Annotated in this window: 20 protein-coding genes; 3 read left to right on the forward strand and 17 right to left on the reverse strand. The window is 73.2% G+C overall.

The features are described 5' to 3' along the window. Positions 1-41: 41 nt before the first annotated feature. Genes ACFPZN_RS28300 through ACFPZN_RS28310 form a run of 3 tightly spaced genes read right to left on the reverse strand, consistent with a single transcriptional unit; the run spans position 42 to position 4,349 of the window. Positions 42-1,061: a CaiB/BaiF CoA transferase family protein gene (locus ACFPZN_RS28300; RefSeq protein ID WP_378285268.1), complete on the reverse strand. Its 1,020-nt coding sequence runs from the start codon at positions 1,059-1,061 to the stop codon at positions 42-44. Further along, positions 1,058-3,145, reverse strand: a complete 2,088-nt coding sequence (locus ACFPZN_RS28305) for an acetate--CoA ligase family protein (protein WP_378285269.1) — start codon at positions 3,143-3,145, stop codon at positions 1,058-1,060. The genes ACFPZN_RS28300 and ACFPZN_RS28305 overlap by 4 nt, the downstream gene beginning before the upstream one ends. Positions 3,146-3,155: 10 nt before the next feature. After that, entirely contained in the window at positions 3,156-4,349 is a 1,194-nt protein-coding gene (locus ACFPZN_RS28310) for an acyl-CoA dehydrogenase family protein (RefSeq protein ID WP_378285270.1), read from the reverse strand. Between the two features lie 49 nt (positions 4,350-4,398). Between ACFPZN_RS28310 and ACFPZN_RS28315 the strand changes: the two genes are divergently transcribed. The 3 genes from ACFPZN_RS28315 to ACFPZN_RS28325 are packed head-to-tail and all read left to right on the forward strand — an operon-like array spanning position 4,399 to position 6,647. After that, positions 4,399-5,187 (forward strand): SDR family NAD(P)-dependent oxidoreductase, encoded by a 789-nt coding sequence (locus ACFPZN_RS28315; protein ID WP_378285271.1) that lies wholly within the window; start codon positions 4,399-4,401, stop codon positions 5,185-5,187. Between the two features lie 8 nt (positions 5,188-5,195). Further along, positions 5,196-5,969: a crotonase/enoyl-CoA hydratase family protein gene (locus ACFPZN_RS28320; RefSeq protein WP_378285272.1), complete on the forward strand. Its 774-nt coding sequence runs from the start codon at positions 5,196-5,198 to the stop codon at positions 5,967-5,969. A 45-nt stretch (positions 5,970-6,014) separates the two neighbouring features. After that, positions 6,015-6,647 (forward strand): TetR/AcrR family transcriptional regulator, encoded by a 633-nt coding sequence (locus tag ACFPZN_RS28325; RefSeq protein ID WP_378285273.1) that lies wholly within the window; start codon positions 6,015-6,017, stop codon positions 6,645-6,647. Positions 6,648-6,653: 6 nt separating this feature from the next. On the opposite strand, the gene ACFPZN_RS28330 is transcribed toward ACFPZN_RS28325, so the two are convergent. From ACFPZN_RS28330 to ACFPZN_RS28395, 14 genes are all read right to left on the reverse strand, one after another. Continuing rightward, a complete protein-coding gene (locus tag ACFPZN_RS28330; RefSeq protein WP_378285274.1) occupies positions 6,654-7,661 on the reverse strand; it encodes a TIGR03617 family F420-dependent LLM class oxidoreductase in 1,008 nt (335 codons plus the stop codon). A 5-nt stretch (positions 7,662-7,666) separates the two neighbouring features. Beyond that, entirely contained in the window at positions 7,667-8,821 is a 1,155-nt protein-coding gene (locus ACFPZN_RS28335; protein WP_378285275.1) for a thiolase family protein, read from the reverse strand. Continuing rightward, entirely contained in the window at positions 8,818-9,168 is a 351-nt protein-coding gene (locus ACFPZN_RS28340; RefSeq protein WP_378285276.1) for a Zn-ribbon domain-containing OB-fold protein, read from the reverse strand. The genes ACFPZN_RS28335 and ACFPZN_RS28340 overlap by 4 nt, the downstream gene beginning before the upstream one ends. Further along, positions 9,165-10,163 carry an ABC transporter ATP-binding protein gene (locus tag ACFPZN_RS28345; protein ID WP_378285277.1) on the reverse strand — a complete coding sequence of 333 codons (999 nt, stop codon included), beginning with the start codon at positions 10,161-10,163 and terminating at the stop codon, positions 9,165-9,167. The genes ACFPZN_RS28340 and ACFPZN_RS28345 overlap by 4 nt, the downstream gene beginning before the upstream one ends. Further along, positions 10,160-11,161: an ABC transporter ATP-binding protein gene (locus ACFPZN_RS28350; protein WP_378285278.1), complete on the reverse strand. Its 1,002-nt coding sequence runs from the start codon at positions 11,159-11,161 to the stop codon at positions 10,160-10,162. The genes ACFPZN_RS28345 and ACFPZN_RS28350 overlap by 4 nt, the downstream gene beginning before the upstream one ends. Further along, positions 11,158-12,060: an ABC transporter permease gene (locus tag ACFPZN_RS28355; RefSeq protein WP_378285279.1), complete on the reverse strand. Its 903-nt coding sequence runs from the start codon at positions 12,058-12,060 to the stop codon at positions 11,158-11,160. The genes ACFPZN_RS28350 and ACFPZN_RS28355 overlap by 4 nt, the downstream gene beginning before the upstream one ends. Next, positions 12,057-13,004, reverse strand: coding sequence for an ABC transporter permease (locus ACFPZN_RS28360; RefSeq protein ID WP_378285280.1), 948 nt, complete (start codon positions 13,002-13,004; stop codon positions 12,057-12,059). Before ACFPZN_RS28360 ends, ACFPZN_RS28355 begins: the two co-directional genes overlap by 4 nt. Before the next feature lie 24 nt (positions 13,005-13,028). Further along, positions 13,029-14,606: an ABC transporter substrate-binding protein gene (locus ACFPZN_RS28365; protein WP_378285281.1), complete on the reverse strand. Its 1,578-nt coding sequence runs from the start codon at positions 14,604-14,606 to the stop codon at positions 13,029-13,031. 168 nt (positions 14,607-14,774) lie between these two features. Beyond that, complete coding sequence (locus tag ACFPZN_RS28370; protein WP_378285282.1) at positions 14,775-15,758, reverse strand: nitroreductase family protein; 984 nt, start codon at positions 15,756-15,758, stop codon at positions 14,775-14,777. Beyond that, the gene (locus ACFPZN_RS28375) at positions 15,755-16,858 is read right to left on the reverse strand and encodes a GNAT family N-acetyltransferase (RefSeq protein ID WP_378285283.1); all 1,104 of its coding nucleotides are present in this window, start codon (positions 16,856-16,858) and stop codon (positions 15,755-15,757) included. The genes ACFPZN_RS28370 and ACFPZN_RS28375 overlap by 4 nt, the downstream gene beginning before the upstream one ends. Next, positions 16,855-17,304 carry a DUF4188 domain-containing protein gene (locus ACFPZN_RS28380; protein ID WP_378285284.1) on the reverse strand — a complete coding sequence of 150 codons (450 nt, stop codon included), beginning with the start codon at positions 17,302-17,304 and terminating at the stop codon, positions 16,855-16,857. The genes ACFPZN_RS28375 and ACFPZN_RS28380 overlap by 4 nt, the downstream gene beginning before the upstream one ends. After that, positions 17,304-18,908 (reverse strand): phenylacetate--CoA ligase family protein, encoded by a 1,605-nt coding sequence (locus tag ACFPZN_RS28385; RefSeq protein ID WP_378285285.1) that lies wholly within the window; start codon positions 18,906-18,908, stop codon positions 17,304-17,306. The genes ACFPZN_RS28380 and ACFPZN_RS28385 overlap by 1 nt, the downstream gene beginning before the upstream one ends. Positions 18,909-19,095: 187 nt before the next feature. Next, positions 19,096-19,725, reverse strand: coding sequence for an MBL fold metallo-hydrolase (locus ACFPZN_RS28390; protein ID WP_378285286.1), 630 nt, complete (start codon positions 19,723-19,725; stop codon positions 19,096-19,098). Next, the gene (locus ACFPZN_RS28395; RefSeq protein WP_378285287.1) at positions 19,722-20,810 is read right to left on the reverse strand and encodes an S-(hydroxymethyl)mycothiol dehydrogenase; all 1,089 of its coding nucleotides are present in this window, start codon (positions 20,808-20,810) and stop codon (positions 19,722-19,724) included. Before ACFPZN_RS28395 ends, ACFPZN_RS28390 begins: the two co-directional genes overlap by 4 nt. Between the last annotated feature and the right edge of the window lie 57 nt (positions 20,811-20,867).

The following is a 20,867-nucleotide window of genomic DNA, read 5'->3' on the forward strand; positions in this document are numbered from 1 at the left end:
GGGGCGCCGAGAATGCGCTATTCGGCCCGCCTCCCGCGCCCTTATGGCATCGCCACCGGGAACGGGATCACGGGTCCGGCGACCGGGTCGTCGAGGGTGCCGGGGGTCGCGGCGACGGCCTCCAGCGGTGACAGGACGGGCGCGACCGGGACTCCCGCCGCCGACAGCTCCGCGAGGGCGGCGCCGGAGTCGCGGGTGGCGAGGGCGGCGGCGACGGCGGCGTTGAGCTCCTCGGCCGCGCCGTGCCTGGCCGCGTACGACGCCCACTCCGGCCCGGCCCAGTCGGTGAGGCCCAGGGTTTGGACGAGCCGCGCGTAGAAGTGGTCCTCGATGGCCCCGACCGCGATGGCCGTCCCGTCGGCGCAGGTGAACGTGCCGTAGCCGGGGCGCCGCAGCGCCATCGCCCGCTGCTCGTGCAGTTCGGTGGCGCCCGCGTGGTGGAACGGGCCGAGTCGCGCGTTCAGCCAGTGCGCGAGGCAGTCGCGGATGGACACGTCCAGGTGTCGGCCCCTGCCGGTGCGTTCGCGCTCGTGCAACGCGGCCAGGACGGACGATAGGCCGTACATGGCGGCGCACAGGTCGGCCACGGGCACTCCGGGGCCCCAGGAGGGCGGGCCACCGGGGGCTCCTGCAAGCGCCACGATCCCGGCGTGGGCGGCGTACGTCACGTCGTGGCCCGGCTCCTGTGCGTGTGGCCCGGACTGGCCGAAGCCGGAGACGGAGACGTACACCAGCCGGGGGCAGGCCGCCAGGGTCTCCGCAGGGTCGAAGCCTAGTTTGGCCATCACGCCCGGCCGGAATCCTTCGACGAGCACGTCGGCGTGGGTGATGAGTTCGCTGATCGCGGCGCGGTCGGCGGGGTCCTTGAGGTCGGCCGTGCGGTGCTCCTTGCCCCGGTTGACCATGGCGAACAGTCCGGGTGACAGGTGGCGGGCGTTGTCGCCGCCGGGCCGCTCCACCTTGATCACGCGGGCGCCGAGGTCGGCGAGGTTCTGGGTGAGGAAGGGGCCTGGCAGCAGTTCGCTGAAGTCGACGACGACCGTGCCTTCTAGCGGGCTCACGGCACCACCAGGGCGTCCAGCACGATGACGCCGGACGGGAGGACGCGGACCGGGTTGAGGTCGAGTTCGCCGATGTCGGCGGCGTGCTTCGTGACCAGGTCGGAGACCGCGAGGAGCAGGTCGACGAGTGCGTCGACGTCGTGGGGCGGCGCGCCGCGGAGCCCGTCGAGGAGCGGGCGCGAACGGAGGCCGTCGACCATCTCCCGGGCGGTTTGCGGGTCGAGCGGAAGCAGCCTGCGCTGGACGTCGCCGAACAGCTCCACGTGCACGCCGCCGAGCCCGACGGTGATGAGGTGGCCGTAGACGGGGTCGCGGTGGACGCCGACGAGCATCTCGACGCCGTCCGGGGCCATCCGCTCCACCAGGACGCCCTCGACACTGCCGTGCGGGGAGGCGGCGGCGACGATCTGCTCCCAGGCGGCCGCGGCGGCGTCGGGTCCCTCCACGCCTACTAGTACGCCGCCGATGTCGGACTTGTGCGGCAGGTCGGGGCTGACGACCTTCAGCACGAGCCGTCCGCCCAGTTCCCGTGCGGCGGTGCGGGCCTCGTCCGCGGTCGCGGCCACCTTGCCTTCGGGGACGGCGATCCCCGCGCCCGCCAGCCACGCCTTCGCTTCTGGCTCGGTGCGGACGGGCGGCAGGGGCTCGGTGGTGGACGGGGCCAGCAGCAGGGGCTCGGGGGCGCGCGACTCCGCCCTCCACCGGCCGTGGTCGGCCCAGCGGCGCACGGCCAGGACCGCCTTGTCGAGGCTGCGCGGCGAGCAGAACCCGGCGTCGGCCAGCACCTGGAACCCGGGGCCGCGCCGGTCGCTCATCCAGACCGGCAGCAGCGGCGTCGCGGTCTGCTTCTGGACGGCGGCCATGACCTCCGAGCCGCGGGCGGAGTGGGCGCCGTAGTCGAGCGGGATGGGTAGCAGCACCAGGTCCACGTTGGGGTCGGCGGCGACGAGGCCGAGGGTGCGGTCCATGAGGCCCGGTTCGGAGATGGAGGCGGCGGTGATGTCGACCGGGTTGCCGACGGCGGCGAAGTCCGGGAGCGCCTCGCGCAGCGCCGCCGTCGTGGCGGGCTCGAACACGGCCAGTTCCAGGCCGGCGGCGCCCACCATGTCGGCGGCCATCGCGGCGGCGCCGCCGGAGCCGCCGAAGACGGCGACGCGGGTGCGCGGCGGGGGCGCGGCGCGGGCCAGCAGCCAGGCGACGTCCATGAGCTCGTCGGTGTCGTCCACCTCGACCACGCCGTACTGGGCGAACACGGCGCTGTTCACGGCGGCGGACCCGGCGAGGGCGGCGGTGTGGGACTGGATGGCGCGCACGCCGTACTCCGACCGGCCCACCTTCAGCGCGACCACCGGCTTGCCCGCCTCGGCGGCGGCGCCGAACGCGGCCATCAGCCGCGCGCCGTCCCGGACGCCCTCCAGCAGGGTGGCGATCACCGTGATGCCGTCGTCGCCCGCCATGTGGTGGACGAAGTCGGCGACGTCCAGGTCGGCGGCGTTGCCGAGGGAGGCCCAGAGGGCGGCGCCGGCGCCGCGTTCGGCGGCCTGGACGAGGTTGCGGCCGAGGCCGCCGCCCTGGGTGGCGATGCCGATCGGGCCGGTGCGCTTGTCGTCGGCGAACGCGGGCGAGAACGTCATGCCGATGCGGTCGGCGAGGTTGGTGAGGCCGGGGCAGTTGGGCCCGTAGATCCGCATGCCGGTGTCGGCGGCGATGCGGCGCATCCGCTCCTGCTGGGCGCGGCCCTCGTCGCCGACCTCGCCGAATCCGGAGGTCAGGACGATGGCGAACGCGATCCCCTTGGCGGCGCAGCGTTCGAGGGCGTCCAGGACGCCGGGCGCCGGGATGGCGATCACGGCGACGTCGGGGGCGATGGGCAGCGACTCGATGTCGGGGTGGCAGGGGTGGCCGTCGATCTCGTCGCGGCGCGGGTTGACCAGGAAGGTGCGGCCGTCGAAGTCGGAGGCGCGCAGCAGGTTGTGGACGGTGCGGGTGCCGAGGCCGCCGGGCTTGTCGGACGCGCCCACGATGACGACGGACTCGGGCCGTACCAGCCGGGACAGGTCGGGGAGGGCGTGGGGGCCGCTCATGCGGAGCTCCTTACTTGATGGCGGAGAGGCCGGTCAGCTCGCGGCCGATGATCAGGGTCTGGATCTCGCTGGTGCCCTCGGGGATGGTGCCGCCCCGGGTGTCGCGGAAGATCCGTTCGATGGGGTAGCCGGTGGCGTAGCCGAGCCCGCCGTGGATCTGCAGGGCCATGTCGGCGACCTGGTGGGCGGCCTCGGTGGCGTACAGCTTGGCGATGGAGCCCTCCACCTTGGCGGGACGGCCCTTGTCGAGCGCCGCGGCGGCGGCGTAGGTGAGGGCGCGGGCGGCGTCGATCCGGGTCTTCATCTCGACCAGGTGCTTCTGGACGAGCTGGAACGATCCGATCGGCCTGCCGAACTGCGTGCGCGTCTTGGCGTGCTCCAGGGAGAGGTCGAAGGCGCGCTGGGCGGCGCCGACCGCGCCCATCGCGACGTTGACGCGGGCGACGCCGAGCCCGGCCAGGGTCGACTTGAGCCCGTGCCCTTCCTTGCCGAGGAGGTTGCCCTTGGGGATGCGGACGCCGTCGAAGCCGAGTTCGGCGGTGCCGGTGGAGCGCAGCACCATCGTGTCGACCTTGCGGACCTCGAACGGCGACTCGGCCTTGTCGACGAGGAAGAGGGACAGGCCGCCGTCGCAGGTGGGGCTGTAGGTGCGGGCGACGATGGTGCCGAAGTCGCCCCAGGCGCCGCCGGTGATCCAGAGTTTGCGGCCGTTGACGACCCAGGTGTCGCCGTCCAGCTCGGCCTTGGTGCGGATCTCGGCGACGTTGGAGCCGACCTCGGGTTCGGTGATGCCGTTGAAGACGCGGGCCTCGCCGGCCAGCAGCGGCTCCAGGTAGCGCTTCTTCTGCTCGGGGGTGCCGTGGGCGGCGATGCGCTGGAGGGGCCCGTTGCTGATGTTGATCATCGTGCGGAGGGAGGGCCAGGTGTAGCCGAGCTGCTCGATCATCATGGCCCAGGTGACGCGGCTGACGCCGAGTCCGCCCTGCTCCTCGGGGAGCCAGCCGCCGAGGTAGCCGAACCGGGCCAGGCCGGGCAGCAGCTCGTACGGGAACGTTCCGGCCGCCTCGTGCTCCTTGACGAGCGGTTCCACCTCGGCCGCCAGGTAGCGGCGGATGGCGTCGCGCAGTTCCGTCTGCTCCTCGGTGAGGTCGAAGTCCATCGGGTCGGGCACCTCGCTCGGGGTTCGGGGGTCGGGCATTTCCATCGAAACACACTTGCTGTACGCTCAGCAAGGATCACACCAGGGAGGACAGATGCCGGATCTGCTGGATCTCAAGGGACGGACCGCGCTGGTCACCGGTGCCGGGCAGGGCGTCGGGCGGCGGGTCGCGCTGCACTTCGCCGAGCACGGCGCGGGCGCCGTCGTCGTGAACGACTTCCGTTTGGAACGCGCCGAAAAGGTCGCCGCCGAGGTAGAACAGGCCGGGGCCCGCGCGCTCGCCGTCGCCGGGGACGTCTCCGACCTCGCGGCCGTCACCGAGACCGTCCGGCGCGCGACCGAGACCTTCGGCGGCGTCGACATCCTCGTCAACAACGCGGGCAACGCCGGCCCCAACCCCACCCGCGAGATGACCGCGCCGTTCTGGGAGCAGACGCCCGCCGAGTGGCACGGCTACCTCGGCACCAACCTGTACGGGGTGCTCAACACCGCGCACGCCGTCATGCCCGGCATGATCGAGCGCGGGTACGGCCGGATCGTCACCGTCATCTCCGACGCCGGACGCTTCGCCGAGCCCGGCCGCGAGTGCTACTCGGCGGCCAAGGCGGGCGCGGCCGGGTTCACCCGCTCGCTGGCCGCCAGCGGGGGCCGGCACGGCGTCACCGCCAACTGCGTCTCGCTCGCCGCGACCTACACGCCGCGCACCGCCGCCGGCCTGGACGACCAGGAGCGGCTGAAGAAGGTCATGAAGAAGTACGTCGTGCGCCGCCCCGGCCAGCCCGAGGACGCCGCCAACATGATCCTGATGCTGGCCTCCGACGCCGCGTCCTGGGTGACCGGGCAGACCATCCCGGTCAACGGCGGCTACTCGTTCGCGCTCTAGGGGGAACCATGACCGACGCAGTCGTTCTGACCGAGACCCGCGGCGACGCCGGGATCGTCACGCTCAACCGGCCGCGGGTGCGCAACGCGCTCAACCTGGAGCTGCGCGAGGCCATGCAGGACGCCCTGGACGGCTTCGACGCCGACCCCGCCGTGACCGTGATCGTGCTGACCGGGGCAGGCGGGAACTTCTGCTCCGGCCGCGACCTCAAGGCCGCCGCCGCGGGCGAGCCGATGTACGCCTCGCGCGCCGCGCAGCTCGCCGCGTTCACCCGCACCTCGACGCGCAAGCCGGTCATCGCGGCCGTCGAGGGGTACGCGCTGGCCGGCGGGTTCGAGCTGGCGCTGTCGTGCGACCTGATCGTGGCGTCGCGGGAGGCGGTGTTCGGGCTGCCGGAGGTGCGGCGGAACCTGGTCGCGATCGGCGGCGGGCTGATCCGGCTGCCGCTGCGGATGCCGTACCACCTGGCCATGCAGCTCGCGCTCACCGGCGAGCACGTGGGCGCCGGCCGGCTCGCCGAGACCGGCGTCGTCAACGAGCTCGCCGACCCGGGCGAGGCGCTCACCGCGGCCCTCGGCCTGGCGGGACGGATCGCGGGCAACGGGCCGTCCGCCGTCCGCGCCGCCAAGGAGATCGTGCGGCGGGCGTTCGAGTGGGGCGGCGAGGCCGACGCGTTCGACGCCCAGCTCGCCGCCGCCGAGCCCGCGATGTCGTCCCCGGACCGCCAGGAGGGCATCCGCGCCTTCCTGGAACGGCGCGACCCGGTGTGGACCGATCGCTGACCGCCGGTAGTCTTGATGGTCATCCAGCAAGGAAAAGGAGTGGCCATGATGGCGGGGGCGGCCGTCCCGCGGCTGGGCACGCAGCCGGAGCGCACGGAGGCGTCGCGGCGGGCGCTGATCGAGGCGACCATCGAGGTGCTGGCCGGTGAGGGCTACCGGGCGGCCACCGTCGCCCGGATCCAGGAGGCGTCCGGCCTCAGCCGCGGCCTGGTCGGCTACCACTTCGGCTCCAAGGGGAAGCTGATGGAGGCGGTGGTCGACAGCATCCGGACGCAGTACCGGGACCAGACCGCCGCCGTCCAGAACCGCGCGAACATGACCGGGCTCCAGCAGGTGCTGGAGATGTTCGACTCCTACCTCACCCGGCTCGCGCGCAACCCCAAGCCCGCCAAGGTGATGCTGATCCTGGCCATCGAGTCCGGCACCGAGGACACCGCCGTGCGGCAGGCGGTGCAGGACGCCTACGCGATGATCCGCGAGACGTACGTGGGCATGCTCCGCACCGGCATGGCCGACGGCACCGTCCGCAGGTCACTCGACCCCGAGGCCCACGCGGGCGTGCTCCAGGGCATGCTGCGAGGCATCGTCCTCCAGTACTCCCTCGACCCGGAGGTCGACGTGGAGGCCATGAAGAACGCCGCCCTCGCCTCCCTGGAGCACGACCTCAGCACCGACTGAGCCGGACTACAGGCGCGTGGAGACGGTGTCGAGCAGCTCCGGCGGGACCTTCCCGGGGTGGTTCAGGGAGACGCGGTCGAGCAGGCCGCGGTAGCGGTCCGCGACCCGGGCGGCCAGGTCGTCCGGGTCGGCCACGACCCCGATGGTGTGGACGACCTCGTCCGGCATCAGATCGGCCATTGCCTGCCAGCGATCGGGCCGCCCCGACTTGGACAGGCCATGCAGGCGGTCGGCCAGGTCCCCCCAACCGTGGTGGGCCAGGACGGGCCGGTACGCGGGGGTGCTTCCGTAGAACGCGACCCGTGCACGCAGGGCCGCCACGGACGCCGCCGTCTCCTCCTCGTCGCGCCCTGTCGCGACCAGCACCGACCCGCCCACCCGGAAGCAACCGGCGTCGCGCCCATGGCGGGCCAGGGCCTCCCCTACACGCGGACGCGTGACCTCGCGCAGGTAGGCGTGCCCGCTGAACGGATGCACCAGCAGTCCATCGGCCCGTTCGCAAGCTAGATCGGTCATCGCGGGCCCCACGGCGGCCAGTAGTACGGGCGGGTCAGAGTACGAGTGGGGCGGCGGGGTGAACGCGGGCGTCATCAGCGTGTGCGTGTAGAAGGCCCCCTCGTGCTTGAGCGGGGTGCCCTCGCGCCATGCGGCCCAGATGGCCCGGAGCGCGTCCAGGTAGTCGCGCATCCGGGCCACTGGGGCGTCCCAGCCCATGGAGAAGCGCCGCACGATGTGCCCGCGCACCTGCGTGCCCAGGCCGAGCACGAACCGTCCACCCGTGAGGGTCTGCAGGTTGTGCGCCGTGTACGCGAGCGTCATCGGGGAACGGGCGAACGCGATCGCGACCGCCGTGCCCAGTTCGATCCGCTCCGTGCCGCCGGCCGCGAGGGCCAGCGGCAGGAACGGGTCGGTGTCGGTCTCCCGGGTGAACGTGCCGGCGTACCCGGCGGCCTCCTGGCGGGCGGCGCGCTCCCCCGCGTCCGGACCGAAGCCCAGCCTCGTCTCGACGAGCATCCCGGTCACCGGCCCGGAGCGGCGAGGACGTGCACCGCGCACACCGCGCCGACGCCGACCAGGTGCGCCAGCCCGAGCCGGGCGTCCGGCTGCTGCCGCGTGCCCGCCTCGCCGCGCAGCTGCGCCGTGACCTCGGCGATCTGGCCGACGCCCGTGGGCCCGACCGGATGCCCCATCGCCAGCAGGCCGCCGGACGGGCTCACCGCGACCCGGCCGCCGATGGCGAACTCGCCGTCCGCCAGCCGTCCCGGGCCCTCGCCGTCCCCGCACAGGCCCATGGCCTCCACGTACTGGAGCTCCTCGATGGTGAACGCGTCGTGCAGCTCCACCACGTCCAGGTCGGCGGGGGCGATCCCTGCCTCGGCCACGGCCTGCGCGGTGGTGGTGCGGGTCAGCTCGGCGTCGAAGCTCTTGGCGCCGTACAGCTCCTCGCTGCGCTGCACGGACGACAGCACGCGCACCGCCCGCCCCGCGTCCAGCCCGAACCCCTGGATCGCGTCCTCCGACACCACCAGCGCCGCCGCCGCACCCTCTCCGACCGGGCAGCACTGCAATCGGGTCAGCGGCCCGGCGATCGGCCGGTCCTCCAGGACCTCCTCCAGCGTCCGCGCCTTCTGCCGCTGCGCGAACGGGTTGCGGGCGCCGTTGCCGTGGTTCTTCACCGCGACCCGCGCCAGGTCCTCGGGGCCGCCGCCGCGCGTGCGCAGGTACTCCTCGGCCAGCAGCCCGTAGTGGACGGGCGGGATCACCAGCCCGGCGTCCGGACGCGGCAGCCCGGTCAGGTGCTCGGCACGGGCGACCTTCCCGACCTTGTCGACGCCGACGGCCAGGGCCACGTCCGCGAAGCCCGCCGCGACGTCCCGGCAGGCCAGCCGGAACGCCGACGACCCCGACGCCGACGCGTTCTCCACCTGCGTCATCGGGATCCCGGTCGCGCCCAGGTGCCGCAGCATCGGCCGCGACACCGCCATGCCCAGCCGGGTCGCGGCCGTGTAGGCGACCTGCACGCCCGTCCATTCCAGCCCGGCGTCCGCGAGCGCGCGGCGGACCGCGGTCACGCCCAGCTCGACGAAGCTGGTGTCGCTCGCCCGCTGGAAGCGGTGCAGGCCCACACCGATCACGTACACGGGGCGGAGGTCGCCCAGTCGCAGGGTCGTCATCGGTTGTCCGCTCCGTTCCTCTTCTGGAAGACCAGGACGCCGCCGTCGGCCGCCGCCGTCACAGCCGCGCCCGCCGCGTCCACGCCCGCGCCGACACGGGCGCGCAGCACCGGGCCCTCCTCCAGCTGGATCCCGGCGATGGCCGCGGGCGTGGGCACGGCCGGGTCGGGATGCTCGTGGACGGTCAGCAGCGCCAGCACGGTCCCGTTCCCGCTCAGCTCCACCGGCTCCAGGTCGTCGCCGTGCGCGCCGCACCTCTCGCAGCCGAAGTCCTGCACGGGGAACGCCGTACGGCCGCAGCCCCGGCAACGCACCCCGCGCAGCGGTAGCGCCTTCTCTTCACTCACTTGCTCTCCTCGTGCAGCAGGCAGGCCACACGGTGTACAGAAGCACCGGGGCCGTCGCCCGCGTCGGTCAGTACGGGGTCGATCTCGGCGCAGCGCGCCATCGCCTGCGGGCAGCGGCCCCGGAACCGGCACCCGCTCGGCGGGTTCGCCGGGTCGGGCTGCTCGCCGCGCAGCTCGATCCGCTCGCGGCCGCGCTGCCGTACCGGATCGGGCTCCGGCACCGCCGACAGCAGCGCCTTCGTGTACGGGTGCAGCGGCGAAGCCACCAGTTCGGCCGCGTCGCCCTCCTCCACCACCCGGCCGAGGTACATCACCACGATCCGGTGCGTCAGATGCCGGACGGTGGCGAAGTCGTGCGAGATCAGCAGCGTCGCCAGGCCCTTCCCGGCCTGCAGCTCCAGCAGCAGGTTGAGGATCTCCGAACGGGTCGACAGGTCCAGCGCGGAGGTCGGCTCGTCGGCCACCAGCACGCGCGGCGACAGGGCCATCGCCCGCGCGATCGCGACCCGCTGCCGCTGCCCGCCCGACAGCTCGTCGGGGTAGCGCCGCGCCATGGCCGGGTCGAGCGCGACCTGCTCCAGCAGCCCGGCCACCCGGGCGGAGCGCTCGGCGCGGGACCCGACGCGGTGCACGGCCAGGGGCTCGGCCACGGCGTGCTCGACCGTCTTGGTCGGGTCGAGCGAGCCGTACGGGTCCTGGAAGATCACCTGGAGGTCGCGGCGGACGCGCTTCAGATCCCGGCCGCGCAGCCGGGTGATGTCGCGGCCGTCCAGCTCGACCCGTCCCGCGTCGGGCGCGGCCAGCCGGGACACCAGCCGGCCGACGGTCGTCTTGCCCGACCCGGACTCGCCGACCACGCCCACGGTCTCGCCGGCGGCCAGGTCGAGGTCCACGCCGTCCACCGCCCGGACCCCGCCGGACGGGCGGCCCAGCAGGTCGCGGCCGGTCGGGAACGTCTTGCGCAGCCCGCGCGCGGTCAGCAGCGGCGTGCTCATCGTGCCTCCTGGAGCTCGATCTCACCGGCCGCCACCCGCAGGCACCGGGTGGCGTGCCCGGCCTCCTGGGATTCGGCGGGCTCGGTCGTGGCGCACGCGTCGGCGGCGTACTCGCAGCGCGGCCGGAACCGGCAGCCGGACGGGAAGGCCCCGGCGGGCGGCACCCGGCCCGGGATGACGTCGAGCCGGGTGCGCGGCGCCCGGCCGGTCGGGACCGAGCGCAGCAGCGCCCGCGTGTACGGGTGCCGCGCCGTCCCGAACACCTCGGTGACCGCCGCCCGCTCGACGACGTGGCCCGCGTACATCACGACCACGTCCTCGCAGAACTCGGCCACCACGCCCAGGTCGTGGGTGACCAGCAGCACCGCCATGCCGGACTCGCGCTGCAGGTCGCGCAGCAGCCCGAGGATCTCGGCCTGGATCGTCACGTCCAGCGCGGTGGTCGGCTCGTCGGCGATCACCAGCCGGGGATCGCAGGCGATCGCCGCGGCGATCATCACGCGCTGCTGCATGCCGCCCGACAGCTCGTGCGGGTAGGCGCGCAGCCGCCGCGCCGCGTCCGGGATGCCGACCCGGTCGAGCAGTTCCCGGGCCCGCGCCCGGGCGGCGCCGCGGCGCTCCCCCAGGTGCAGGCGGCGCGACTCGGCGATCTGGTCGCCGACGGTCATGGTCGGGTCGAGGCTGGACATCGGCTCCTGGAAGATCGTGCCGATGGTCCGGCCGCGCACCGCGGCCAGCTCCCGCTCCTTGCACCGGAGCAGGTCGCGGCCGTCCAGCAGGACGCCGCCCGCCACCGCCCGCACGCCCTTCGGCAGCAGGCCCAGCACGGCCATCGCGGTCATCGTCTTCCCGCAGCCGGACTCCCCGATCAGCGCCACCGCCCCGCCGGACGGGACGTCGAAGGTCACGTCGTGCACCAGCCGAGGCTGCGGCGCGTGCCCCCCGACCAGATCGAGCGTCAGCCCGCTGACACTCAGCACGGACTCCGCTTCGCTCATGACCTCTCCCTCCCGGCCACGGAGTCGCGCAGCCTGTCACCGAGCACGTTGAACGACAGGACCGTCAGCAGGATCGCGATCCCGGACGGCAGCACCGAGTAGGGCGCCTCGAACTGGTTCTCGTACGCCGCCTTGAGCATCGAGCCCCAGCTGGCCTCCGGCGGCTGCACGCCCAGCCCGAGGAAGCTCAGGCTCGCCTCCGCCAGCAGCGCGAAGCCCATCAGCAGCGTGACCTGGACGAGCAACGGGGCGCGGATGTTCGGCAGCACGTGCACCAGCAGCACCCGGCGGGTGCTCGCGCCGATCGCCTCCGCCGAGGCGATGTAGGTCTCCTCGGCGACGACCATGGTGGCGCCGCGCACGACCCGGAACAGGTGCGGGGCGAACACGATCCCGATCGCGACCATCGCGTTGGTCAGCGACGGCCCCATGACCGCGATGATCGCCAGCGCGAACACGATCGCGGGGATGCTCAGCAGCGTGTCCGACAGCCGGTCGGCGACCGCGTCGAACACCCCGCGCCGCAGCCCGGCCAGCAGCCCCGCCGGGACGCCCAGCGCCAGCCCGACCGCCAGCGAGATCAGCGGCGCGACCAGCGAGATCCGGGCCGCGTAGATGACCCGGCTGGCCACGTCCCGGCCGAAGTCGTCGGTGCCGAGGGGGTGCTCGGCGCTCATCCCGGCGAACCGGTCGAAGAGGTTCTGCGCGTTGGGGTCGTGCGGGGCGACCAGCGGTGCCGCGATCGCGAGCACGGCCAGCAGCACCAGGTAGGCGGCCGCGGCGATGGCGGACGGGCTGGACAGCATCGCCCGCAGCAGCCCGGGCCGCTTCCGCGCCGAGCTCGGAACGACCGCGTCCGCGTCCGCCGTCCCGGCGGAGGCAGTGGTGACCGTGCTCACGCCGTCCTCACTTTCGGGTTGATCCAGCCGTAGGCGACGTCCACGAGGAGGTTGGCCAGGACGACCACGACGGCGGCGAAGATGACGAAGCCCTGGAGGACGGGGTAGTCGCGTTCCAGGACGGAGTTGACCGCCAGGGTGCCCAGGCCGGAGATGCCGTACACGGCCTCGACGACCACCGTGCCGCCGAGCAGCTTGCCGGTCTGGAGGCCGAGGACGGTCACGACCGGGATGGCGGCGTTGCGGAGGACGTGGCCGCGGACGAGCCGGGTGCCGGACGCGCCGCGCGCCCGCGCCGTCCTGATGTACGGCTTGGCCAGCACGTCGGCGACGCCGCCGCGGGTGTGGCGGGCGATCTCGGCGGCGACGGCCAGGCCGAGGGTGACCGCGGGCAGGATGAGGTGCAGCAGCCAGGTGCCGACGCCTTCGCTGAGCGGCGCGTACGCGGTCGCCGGGAACCACGGGTTGACCAGCGCGAAGAAGGTGACCAGCACCAGCCCGATCCAGAAGCTGGGCATCGCGATGCCGACGGTGGCGACCGTGGAGACGATCCGGTCGGTCCAGCCGCCCTGCCGCAGCCCGGCCATGGTGCCCGCGCCGACGCCGAAGACGGTGGCGAACAGCAGCGCCATCAGCGCGACGGACAGGGTGGCGGGGGCGGCGTCGCCGAGCAGCCGGGTGACGGGCAGCTCGGAGAACATCGACGCGCCGAGGTCGCCGCGCAGCAGCCCGCCCAGCGAGTGGCCGTACTGGACGATCAGCGCGTCCTCCAGGCCGAGCTGCTCGCGGATGCGGGCGACCTCGTCGGGGGTGGCGCGTTCCCCGGCCAGCAGCTGGGCGGGGTCGCCGGGAACCAGCCGGATCAGCAGGAACGTCAGCAGGTGCACCAGCCAGATGACCAGGACGGCGGAGGCCAGCCGGCGCGTGAGTCTCGCCATGTTCATGGGGTTCAGTCCTCCGGGTGCGGCTCAGCCGGCGACGTGGGTGCCGCGGAACTCGTAGGTGCCGGTCGGCGGGATGACGATCCCGCCGGCGTCCGGCTGGACGCCGACGACGTTGTCGGGGGCGCAGATGGGGATGATCGGCGGGCCGGCCTCGTACGCCTTGCGGAACAGGTCCCGGAGCGGGCCCTGCTGACCGGCGGTGTCGAGGCGGCGGCGGGCCTCGGCGAGGCGCGCGGGGCCGTCGGGCACCTGGAAGCGTCCGGGGTTCACGGCGCCGCCGGGCAGGTAGTAGTCGGCGATGAACGTGGACGGGTCGGGGCGGCCGACGTCGATGGGCGTGACCATCAGGTCGAACTTGCCGGTGCGGAGGGTCGGGGTGGACTGGGCGGTGTCGACGACGCGCAGTTCGGCGCGGATGCCGATGTCCTTGAACTGGGCCTGGAGGGCCTCGGCGAGGATCTGGTACTGGGTGATGTTGGCCGAGGTGATGGTGAGCGTCAGCGGCTCGCGGCCCTCGCCGTGGCCGGCCTCGGCGAGGAGGCGGCGGGCGCGGGCGGGGTCGTGCACCGCCTCGGGCCGCGCGTCGAGGCCGGGCACGTGCGGCCAGTACTGCTGGATGAACGGCTGGACGGTCGGGGTGCAGCCGTCGTTCTGGAGGTTCTCGTCGATGCTGGCGCGGTCGATGGCCTGGCTGAGCGCGGTCCGGACGCGCGGGTCCTTGAGGCCGGGGCGGGCGGTGTTGACGACGGCGGTGTAGATGAGCGTGCGGGGCTTGCTCAGCAGCGTGATCCCGGCCGACTTGAGGCGGGCGGTGTGGGAGGGGCGCAGGTAGGCGGCGTCGAGCTGGCGGGACAGCAGGGCGCGGAGCCGGGTGCTGTCGTCGGTCATCGTGATGATCTTGAGCCGGGGCATCGTGACCGAGCCGGCGTCCCAGTAGCCGTCCCACTTCTCGTAGGTGACCTGGCGCATGGTGTAGGAGGCGATCCGGTACGGGCCCGCGCCGACCGGGCGCTTGGCCAGGTCGGGGGAGTTCACCGCGCGCGGGCTGATGATCATTCCGGCCTCGCCGGCGAGCACGCCGAGCAGGTGGCCGCCGGGTCCGGCCAGCCGCAGCCGCACGTGCAGCGGGTCGACGACCTCGACGGCGCGGACGACCTCCAGGTCGCCGGCGACGGTGCTCTTGGGCTGCTTGCCGTGCTCCAGGCTGGCCTTGACGGCGGCGGCGTCGAGGGCGGCGCCGTCCTGGAACCGGACGCCCGCGCGGAGGGTGAGGTCGAAGGTGAGGCCGTCGTCGGACAGCTTCCACGCGGTGGCGAGGCCGGGCTCGAACTCCCCGGACTCGCCGATCTTGATCAGCGCGTCGTAGACCGGATGCAGGAAGATCAGGTCGAACTGGGCGCCGCGGTGCGGGTTCAGGGTGGTCGCCCGGGTGGAGTACCCCCAGCGGAACTCGGGTGTGCGGTCGGCCGGTCCGCCCGTCCCGCAGGCGGCGGTGACGGACGCGGTCAGCGCGAGCGCGAGCGCGGCGGCGGCGGGCGTGCGGTGCCTCGTTCGCCGGGGGTGGTGGCGCTCGCGTCGACACCGTCTCGGGCCTGGCCCCATGGCGTCCTCCTCGGAGTGGTCGCTCCGGTGTTTCCTCAAGTGGCGGCAGCGAAGTGCGGTGAACGTAACAAACTTCCTGGACGGCTAGCAAGTACTTGACGGGACCGGTCCACGGTGCCTTCGCATGGCGCGCGGAAACCCGGTGGGGCCTGCGCCGGGTCCGCCCGGCTACCGGGGCAGGCGGGCCGAGGCGGGCGGGGTCGCCTTCGGACGGCCCACCCGCGTGACGTTGAGGAGCCGCGACGGGTCGTCGATCCCCAGGAGCCGGGCCAGCCGCTGCTTGGTGATCTCCACGTCGATGATCTGGCTGACCGGATGGGTCGTGTAGCCGAGCGTCGACAGCGTCAGCCACTGGCGCATCAGGACGCGCCCCAGCGCGACCTGCTCGCCGTCCGTGCAGCCGGGCCGGCCCACCAGGACGACGACCTCGCCGTCATAGTCGAGCGTCCTGCGGGACGAGGACGCCATCAGCTTGGGAACCCCGAGGCGGCGCAGCAGCGGGTAGCCGCGCCGGGACAGCGCCGCCCGCAGCGCACGCGTCTCCATGCGGGTCAGGCCCAGGGCGCGGTCGGTGAGGCCGTCCTGCTCGTAGCGCGGGTCCTCGGGGTCGAGGCGCAGCCACGCGCGCAGCTCACGGGCGATGGGCGGGGTCGAGAACAGGTGCCGGTCGGCGTCGTAGGCCAGCTCGATCAGCTCGCGGCACGGGACGCGGCGCACCTCCGCCTTCTCCTCGGCGGCCAGCTTCTCCAGGCGGCCGATCACCGCCTCGTCCAGGCGCCCCGGCTCGTACGCGCCGCGCCCGGTACGGCGGTCGCGCACGTCCTGCGCCGTGAACGGCGTCGTGTACGGCGCCGGGTACCGGCCCTCCACCCCGGCCAGGTACCCCGCCCGGCGGTCGGCCTCGGAGTGGTCCTGCCGGAACTCCACCCGCAGGCCCGCGTCCGCGCACACGATCAGGCACGTCTCGGTGAACGCGCCCAGCGCGAGCCGCAGATCCCGGCCGGCGGGATCGCCGACCGGGAGCGTGCGGGCCGGGTCCCACCCGATCTCGACCGAGTCCTCGCGGTAGCGGAGCACCCAGGGCTGGGTGTTGTGCGCGCTGGGCGCGCGCCAGAAGTCCGGTTCCAGTTCCCGCAGTGCGTCGGGCTTCAATGGAAGCCTTTCTCGTAGAACGTGTATCCGTGCAGGGGACGTCCGCCCATCGCTTCGTATTGTGCCGCCGAACCGGGGTTGGCGCGCTCCACATACGTGCTGCGGAGGAATTCATATCCGCCGGCCCGCACATTGCGCAGCAGCTCGCGCGAGAGCAGCCGCATGTAGCCGCGCCCCTGCGCCTCCGGAACCGTGCCCTTGATGATGAGAACGGCGTCGCGGCGGTACCGGGACCGCGTGAGCAGCAGCCGGAGCTGGTTGGGCAGGCCCAGGTCGCCGCCCGTCTTCACGACGAACTCGGAGATGTCCGGGACGCACAGCACGAACGCCACCGGCCGCCCCGCCCTGGTCAGGTACAGCAGCAGCGACTCGTCGATCAGGTGCGCCAGGCCGTCGGTCGCCCGGTCGAGCTGCTCGGCGGAGATCTCGGTGTAGTAGCCGAGCTGGGCGAAGCTCGCGTTCAGCATCTCGCGCAGGATGGGCAGTTGCGCGCGGAACCGTTTCCTGTCGCCGCGGTGCAGGACCAGGTCCTCGGCGGCGATCCGGGCGTCGTCGAAAGGGAACGCGGCCTCGGGATCGGCGGTCGCCGGGCAGATCCAGGTGTCGGACTCGAAACGGCGCGAGAAGCCGCAGGTCTCGTACGCGCGCGGGTAATAGGGGTGATTCCATGCGCTGTCGATGAAACCGCGTTCCGCGTACCCGGAGGTGATCACCCCGCCGGCCTGGTTGGGCAGCAGCGACACCGGCCCGAACGCCGCGTCCCGGCCCGCCGCCCGCCCCGCCGCGCAGATCGCGCCGAACAGCGCCTCGGGCACGCCGTCCTCGTCCAGGAACTCCGTCAGCCCGAACAACTGGAGGCGCTTGCCGAGCTTGGCGTCGAAGGCGGCGTCCGTGTGCAACGTCGTCCGGCCGACGACCCGGCCGGACGCGTCCCGGAGCAGGTGCAGCCGCACGCCCGGGACCTCGCCGCGATGCCAGCCGCGGATCTGCTGCGCCAGCACCGGGACGTGCCGCGGGTCGCGCCCGTACACGCGGCGCGTGAACGCGACGAACTCCCGCAGGTCGCGGCGGCCCTCCACCGCCGCGAACGCGAAGCTCACCGGCGCTCACGGACGACCGGCGGCCCCTGCTCCTCGCCCGACAGCGCCGTGAACTCCGGAATGTGCGCCATGACGTCGCCCTCGGCCCGCCACACCCCGTTGCTGTACCCCTCCGGCTCGGCGTTGTAGAGCCGGATGTAGCCGCCCGTCGCGTTCTTCCGCCCGTCCGTCACCCACACCATCAGCTTGCGGTGGTGGCGGCTGCGGGCGAACCGGAGCAGCGCGTCCCGGTCGCTGAAGAACGCCAGCGTGCCCAGCGTGTACGGGAACTCCCAGTACACCTTGTGCCAGCGGTAGCCCTTCATCCGCTTCATGTCGCGGACCATCCGGTACCAGGTGAAGGTGAGCGTGATGATCGAGACCGGGCCGCGGTACCGGGTCGCGCCGACGAACATCGCGGTGGCCTGCCCCTGCGGCGGCGCCTTGCTGAAGTCGGTGGTCCGCATCAGGACGCCTCCTTGACGAGGTAGGTGTTCTTGAGCCTGCTCGCGCCCTCGAACGGCCCCTCGTTCTCGGCGAACACCCGGACCCGCAGGTCGCCGGCCGCCGGATCCTCCTTGAGCGACTCGGCGAAGTCCCGCGACACCGACGCCAGATGGTCGAGGACCCCCCTGCGGCACGTCTCGACCAGGATCGCGGTGGCCTCCTCGTCCAGCTCCACGCCGGGGCGCAACTCGATGTTGACGACCGGACGCGACTCCAGGTCGGGCAGCTCCTCCAGCGACATGCAGAACCGGGCGATGTCGGCGGCGTACGGGTTGCCCTCGTACAGGCCGTACTCCACGTCCTGCGGGTAGAGGTTCGCGCCCATGTAGGAGACCGTGCTGTCGGCCCGCCCGAACAGGAACAACAGCGGGAGCGCCATCCGCTCGTCCGCCGTCGCCCTGCGGCAGTCCGCCCAGCGCTCCGGATCGCGGCGGATGATCTCCTTGACCCGGGTCAGCGGATGCAGCCGCGCCTCGTCGCCCACGTTGTAGCGCAGCTTGGGCTGCAGGCAGCTCTTGGTGTTGATCGTGCAGAGCAGCTCGCCGCGCCCGTTGACCTCCAGGAACGTCTCCAGCGGGTTGTAGTGGAAGATCATCGGCAGCCGCTGCTCGTCCTCGCCCAGCAGCTCGCGGCGCAGCTCCGGATCCGCCGCCAGCCGCCTGCGCAGCCACACCGTGAACCCGGTCTCCGCGCCCATCCCGATCGTCAGGTCGCTCGCCCCGTACGCGGAACGGACCTCCTCGAAACGCCGCTCCAGGTACGCGCGCAGCGCCTCGGTCATGCCCTCGCCGCCGACCATCCCCCGGATCCGGTACCGCTCCCAGGGGAACCCGATCGCGTCCAGGCGGTCCTGCAGATGCTTCAGGAACGGCGGGTACGCGGTGATCACGTAGTCGTAGCCGGGGCCGAAGTGCTCCAGCGTGTCCACGATCTTCTCGAGGTCGGGACCGGTGTTCTTCACCATCGCGATCCGCGTCATCGCCGTCCCGGTGGTGGTGCCGGTGGCCCAGGCGCCCATCGAGTAGCCGTTGATCACGAACAGCTTCTCGCCGGGGAAGACCAGCTCGATGTACCCGGCCGCGTTCCGGTAGATCGCCTTCAGCTCGCGCGGGCCCCGCACCCAGTTGTACGGCTTGCCGGTGGAGCCGGACGACTCGTCCACGACCACCCCGGCCCGGTGCAGCCGGCCCTCCTGGCAGCGGCTGGCCTCGTCGTACACGCCCGCGTAGTTCTGCTTGGTCATCTCCGGGAAGTCGGCCAGCCGGCGCGGCCGCCGCCCGCCCGCGTGCCGCCGCACGAAGTCGCGGTACGCGGGGACGTCCACCGCGCCGAACTCGCAGGCCACGCGGGCGTGCCGGGCGGCCAGCCGGTCGAGCGCCGGATGGTAGCCGCGGGCCACCAGCCGCCACACGGCCGGGTGCAGGGACGCCGTCCGGTACGCCCCGGTGAGCGCCCACGAGTAGCCCTGGAGGCGGGCCCGGCGCCACCGCTCCCGCAGGGTCAGCCGCCCCAGCCGCGGCGCGAGCCGCTCCGTGAACCCCGCCGCCGTCTCCACTGCCGCCATGATCCCCCCGTCACCACCCGCGCGGTGTCCGGCCTGTCACCGTTCCTTCAGGATTGTGATCATTGAATCGGCAGAGTAGTCGAGGCGCCACCCGTCGTACTACTCAACGCGACCCCGGCGGCGTACTCATCCCTCGCGCGCGAAGGGCCCGCGGGACGACTCGCCGCGGGCCCCGCCGGAGAGCGGCTCAGTGCCCCCGGTCGATCCACTCCTGCAGGTGGGGCGCCTCCGCCCCGATCGTGGTGCTGTCGCCGTGCCCGGTGTGGACGACCGTCTCCGGCGGCAGTTCCAGCAGCCGGTCCCGGATCGAGGCGATGATCAGGTTGAAGTCGGAGAACGACCGCCCGGTCGCCCCCGGCCCGCCCTGGAAGAGGGTGTCGCCGCTGAACAGCACCCCCAGATCGGGGACGTAGAAGCAGACCGCGCCGGGCGCGTGCCCCGGCGTGTGGATCACCTCGATCCGGGTGCCCGCGACCTCGAGGACCTGGCCGTCCGCCAGCTCCCCTGTCGGCCTGCGCTCGGTGTGGGTGAGCCGCCACACCGGCAGGTCGGCCGGATGCAGCAGGATCTCCGCCCCGGTCGCGTCGGCCAGCTCCGGGGCCACCCGCACGTGGTCGTCGTGGGCGTGCGTCGCCAGGACCGCCACCAGCCTGCGGTCCCCGACCACCTCCCGGATCGCCTCCGCGTCGTGCGGCGCGTCGACGACCACGCACTCGGCGTCGTCCCCGAGCACCCACACGTTGTTGTCGACGTCGAAGGTCTGGCCGTCCAGGGAGAAGGTCCCCGAGGTGACGGCGTGGTCGACGCGGGCGCTCACGGGAAGATCACCACCGAGCGCAGCACGTCGCCGTGGTGCATCTTGGTGAACGCGGCCTCTACCTCGTCCAGCGCGATCGTCTCGGACACGAACGCGTCCAGGTCGAGCCGCCCCTGCCGGTACAGGTCGATCAGCATCGGGAAGTCGCGGGAGGGCAGGCAGTCGCCGTACCAGGAGGACTTCAGCGCCCCGCCCCGCCCGAACACCTCCAGCAGCGGCAGCTCCAGCCGCATCTCCGGGGTGGGCACCCCGACCAGGACCACGGTCCCGGCCAGGTCGCGGGCGAAGAACGCCTGCTCGTAGGTCTCCGGCCGGCCCACCGCGTCGATCACCACGTCCGCGCCGAACCCGCCGGTCAGCTCGCGGATCCCCGCCACCGGGTCGGCCGCGGACGCGTCGATCGTGTGGGTGGCGCCCAGCCCGGTGGCCCACTCCAGCTTCCGGGCGTCGATGTCCACCGCGATGATCTTCGCGGCGCCGGCCAGCCGCGCCCCCGCGACCGCGGCGCTCCCGACCCCGCCGCAGCCGATCACCGCGACGCTGTCGCCCCGGGTCACCCCGCCGGTGTTGATCGCGGCGCCCAGCCCGGCCATCACCCCGCAGCCCAGCAGCCCGGCCGCGGCAGCGCTCGCTTCCGGGTCCACCTTGGTGCACTGCCCCGCCGCCACCAGCGTCTTCTCCGCGAACGCGCCGATGCCGAGCGCGGGCGACAGCTCCGTCCCGTCCGCCAAGGTCATCTTCTGCTTCGCGTTGTGGGTGTCGAAGCAGTACCAGGGACGGCCCCGCAGGCACGCCCGGCACTGCCCGCACACCGCCCGCCAGTTCAGGATCACGAAGTCGCCGGGCTCCACCTCGGTGACGCCGTCCCCGACCTCCTCGACCACCCCGGCGGCCTCGTGGCCCAGCAGGAACGGGAACTCGTCGTTGATACCGCCTTCCCGGTAGTGCAGGTCGGTGTGGCAGACCCCGCACGCCTGCACCTTCACCAGGGCCTCACCCGGACCCGGGTCGGGCACCAGGACGGTCTCCACCGAGACCGGCTCGCCCTTGCCCTTGGCCACCACTCCGCGGACTTCATGCGCCATGGACAGTTCCCTCCTCGTGGACGGCATCGTCGCCGCCCACCCTAGGCCGCCCGGCCT

Origin of the sequence: Actinomadura rugatobispora (genome assembly GCF_042656285.1) — a bacterium.
Classification (GTDB): Bacteria; Actinomycetota; Actinomycetes; order Streptosporangiales; family Streptosporangiaceae; genus Spirillospora; species Spirillospora rugatobispora.

Excerpts from the sequence above, each read along its gene's own strand:
- ACFPZN_RS28325 (WP_378285273.1), top strand. The coding sequence starts at position 6,015 with ATGATGGCGGGGGCGGCCGTCCCGCGGCTGGGCACGCAGCCGGAGCGC.
- ACFPZN_RS28365 (WP_378285281.1), bottom strand. The coding sequence starts at position 14,606 with ATGGGGCCAGGCCCGAGACGGTGTCGACGCGAGCGCCACCACCCCCGG.
- ACFPZN_RS28395 (WP_378285287.1), bottom strand. The coding sequence starts at position 20,810 with ATGGCGCATGAAGTCCGCGGAGTGGTGGCCAAGGGCAAGGGCGAGCCG.
- ACFPZN_RS28315 (WP_378285271.1), top strand. The coding sequence starts at position 4,399 with ATGCCGGATCTGCTGGATCTCAAGGGACGGACCGCGCTGGTCACCGGT.
- ACFPZN_RS28380 (WP_378285284.1), bottom strand. The coding sequence starts at position 17,304 with ATGCGGACCACCGACTTCAGCAAGGCGCCGCCGCAGGGGCAGGCCACC.
- ACFPZN_RS28330 (WP_378285274.1), bottom strand. The coding sequence starts at position 7,661 with ATGCTCGTCGAGACGAGGCTGGGCTTCGGTCCGGACGCGGGGGAGCGC.
- ACFPZN_RS28385 (WP_378285285.1), bottom strand. The coding sequence starts at position 18,908 with ATGGCGGCAGTGGAGACGGCGGCGGGGTTCACGGAGCGGCTCGCGCCG.
- ACFPZN_RS28320 (WP_378285272.1), top strand. The coding sequence starts at position 5,196 with ATGACCGACGCAGTCGTTCTGACCGAGACCCGCGGCGACGCCGGGATC.
- ACFPZN_RS28360 (WP_378285280.1), bottom strand. The coding sequence starts at position 13,004 with ATGAACATGGCGAGACTCACGCGCCGGCTGGCCTCCGCCGTCCTGGTC.
- ACFPZN_RS28350 (WP_378285278.1), bottom strand. The coding sequence starts at position 11,161 with ATGAGCGAAGCGGAGTCCGTGCTGAGTGTCAGCGGGCTGACGCTCGAT.
- ACFPZN_RS28305 (WP_378285269.1), bottom strand. The coding sequence starts at position 3,145 with ATGAGCGGCCCCCACGCCCTCCCCGACCTGTCCCGGCTGGTACGGCCC.
- ACFPZN_RS28335 (WP_378285275.1), bottom strand. The coding sequence starts at position 8,821 with ATGACGACCCTGCGACTGGGCGACCTCCGCCCCGTGTACGTGATCGGT.
- ACFPZN_RS28345 (WP_378285277.1), bottom strand. The coding sequence starts at position 10,163 with ATGAGCACGCCGCTGCTGACCGCGCGCGGGCTGCGCAAGACGTTCCCG.
- ACFPZN_RS28310 (WP_378285270.1), bottom strand. The coding sequence starts at position 4,349 with ATGGAAATGCCCGACCCCCGAACCCCGAGCGAGGTGCCCGACCCGATG.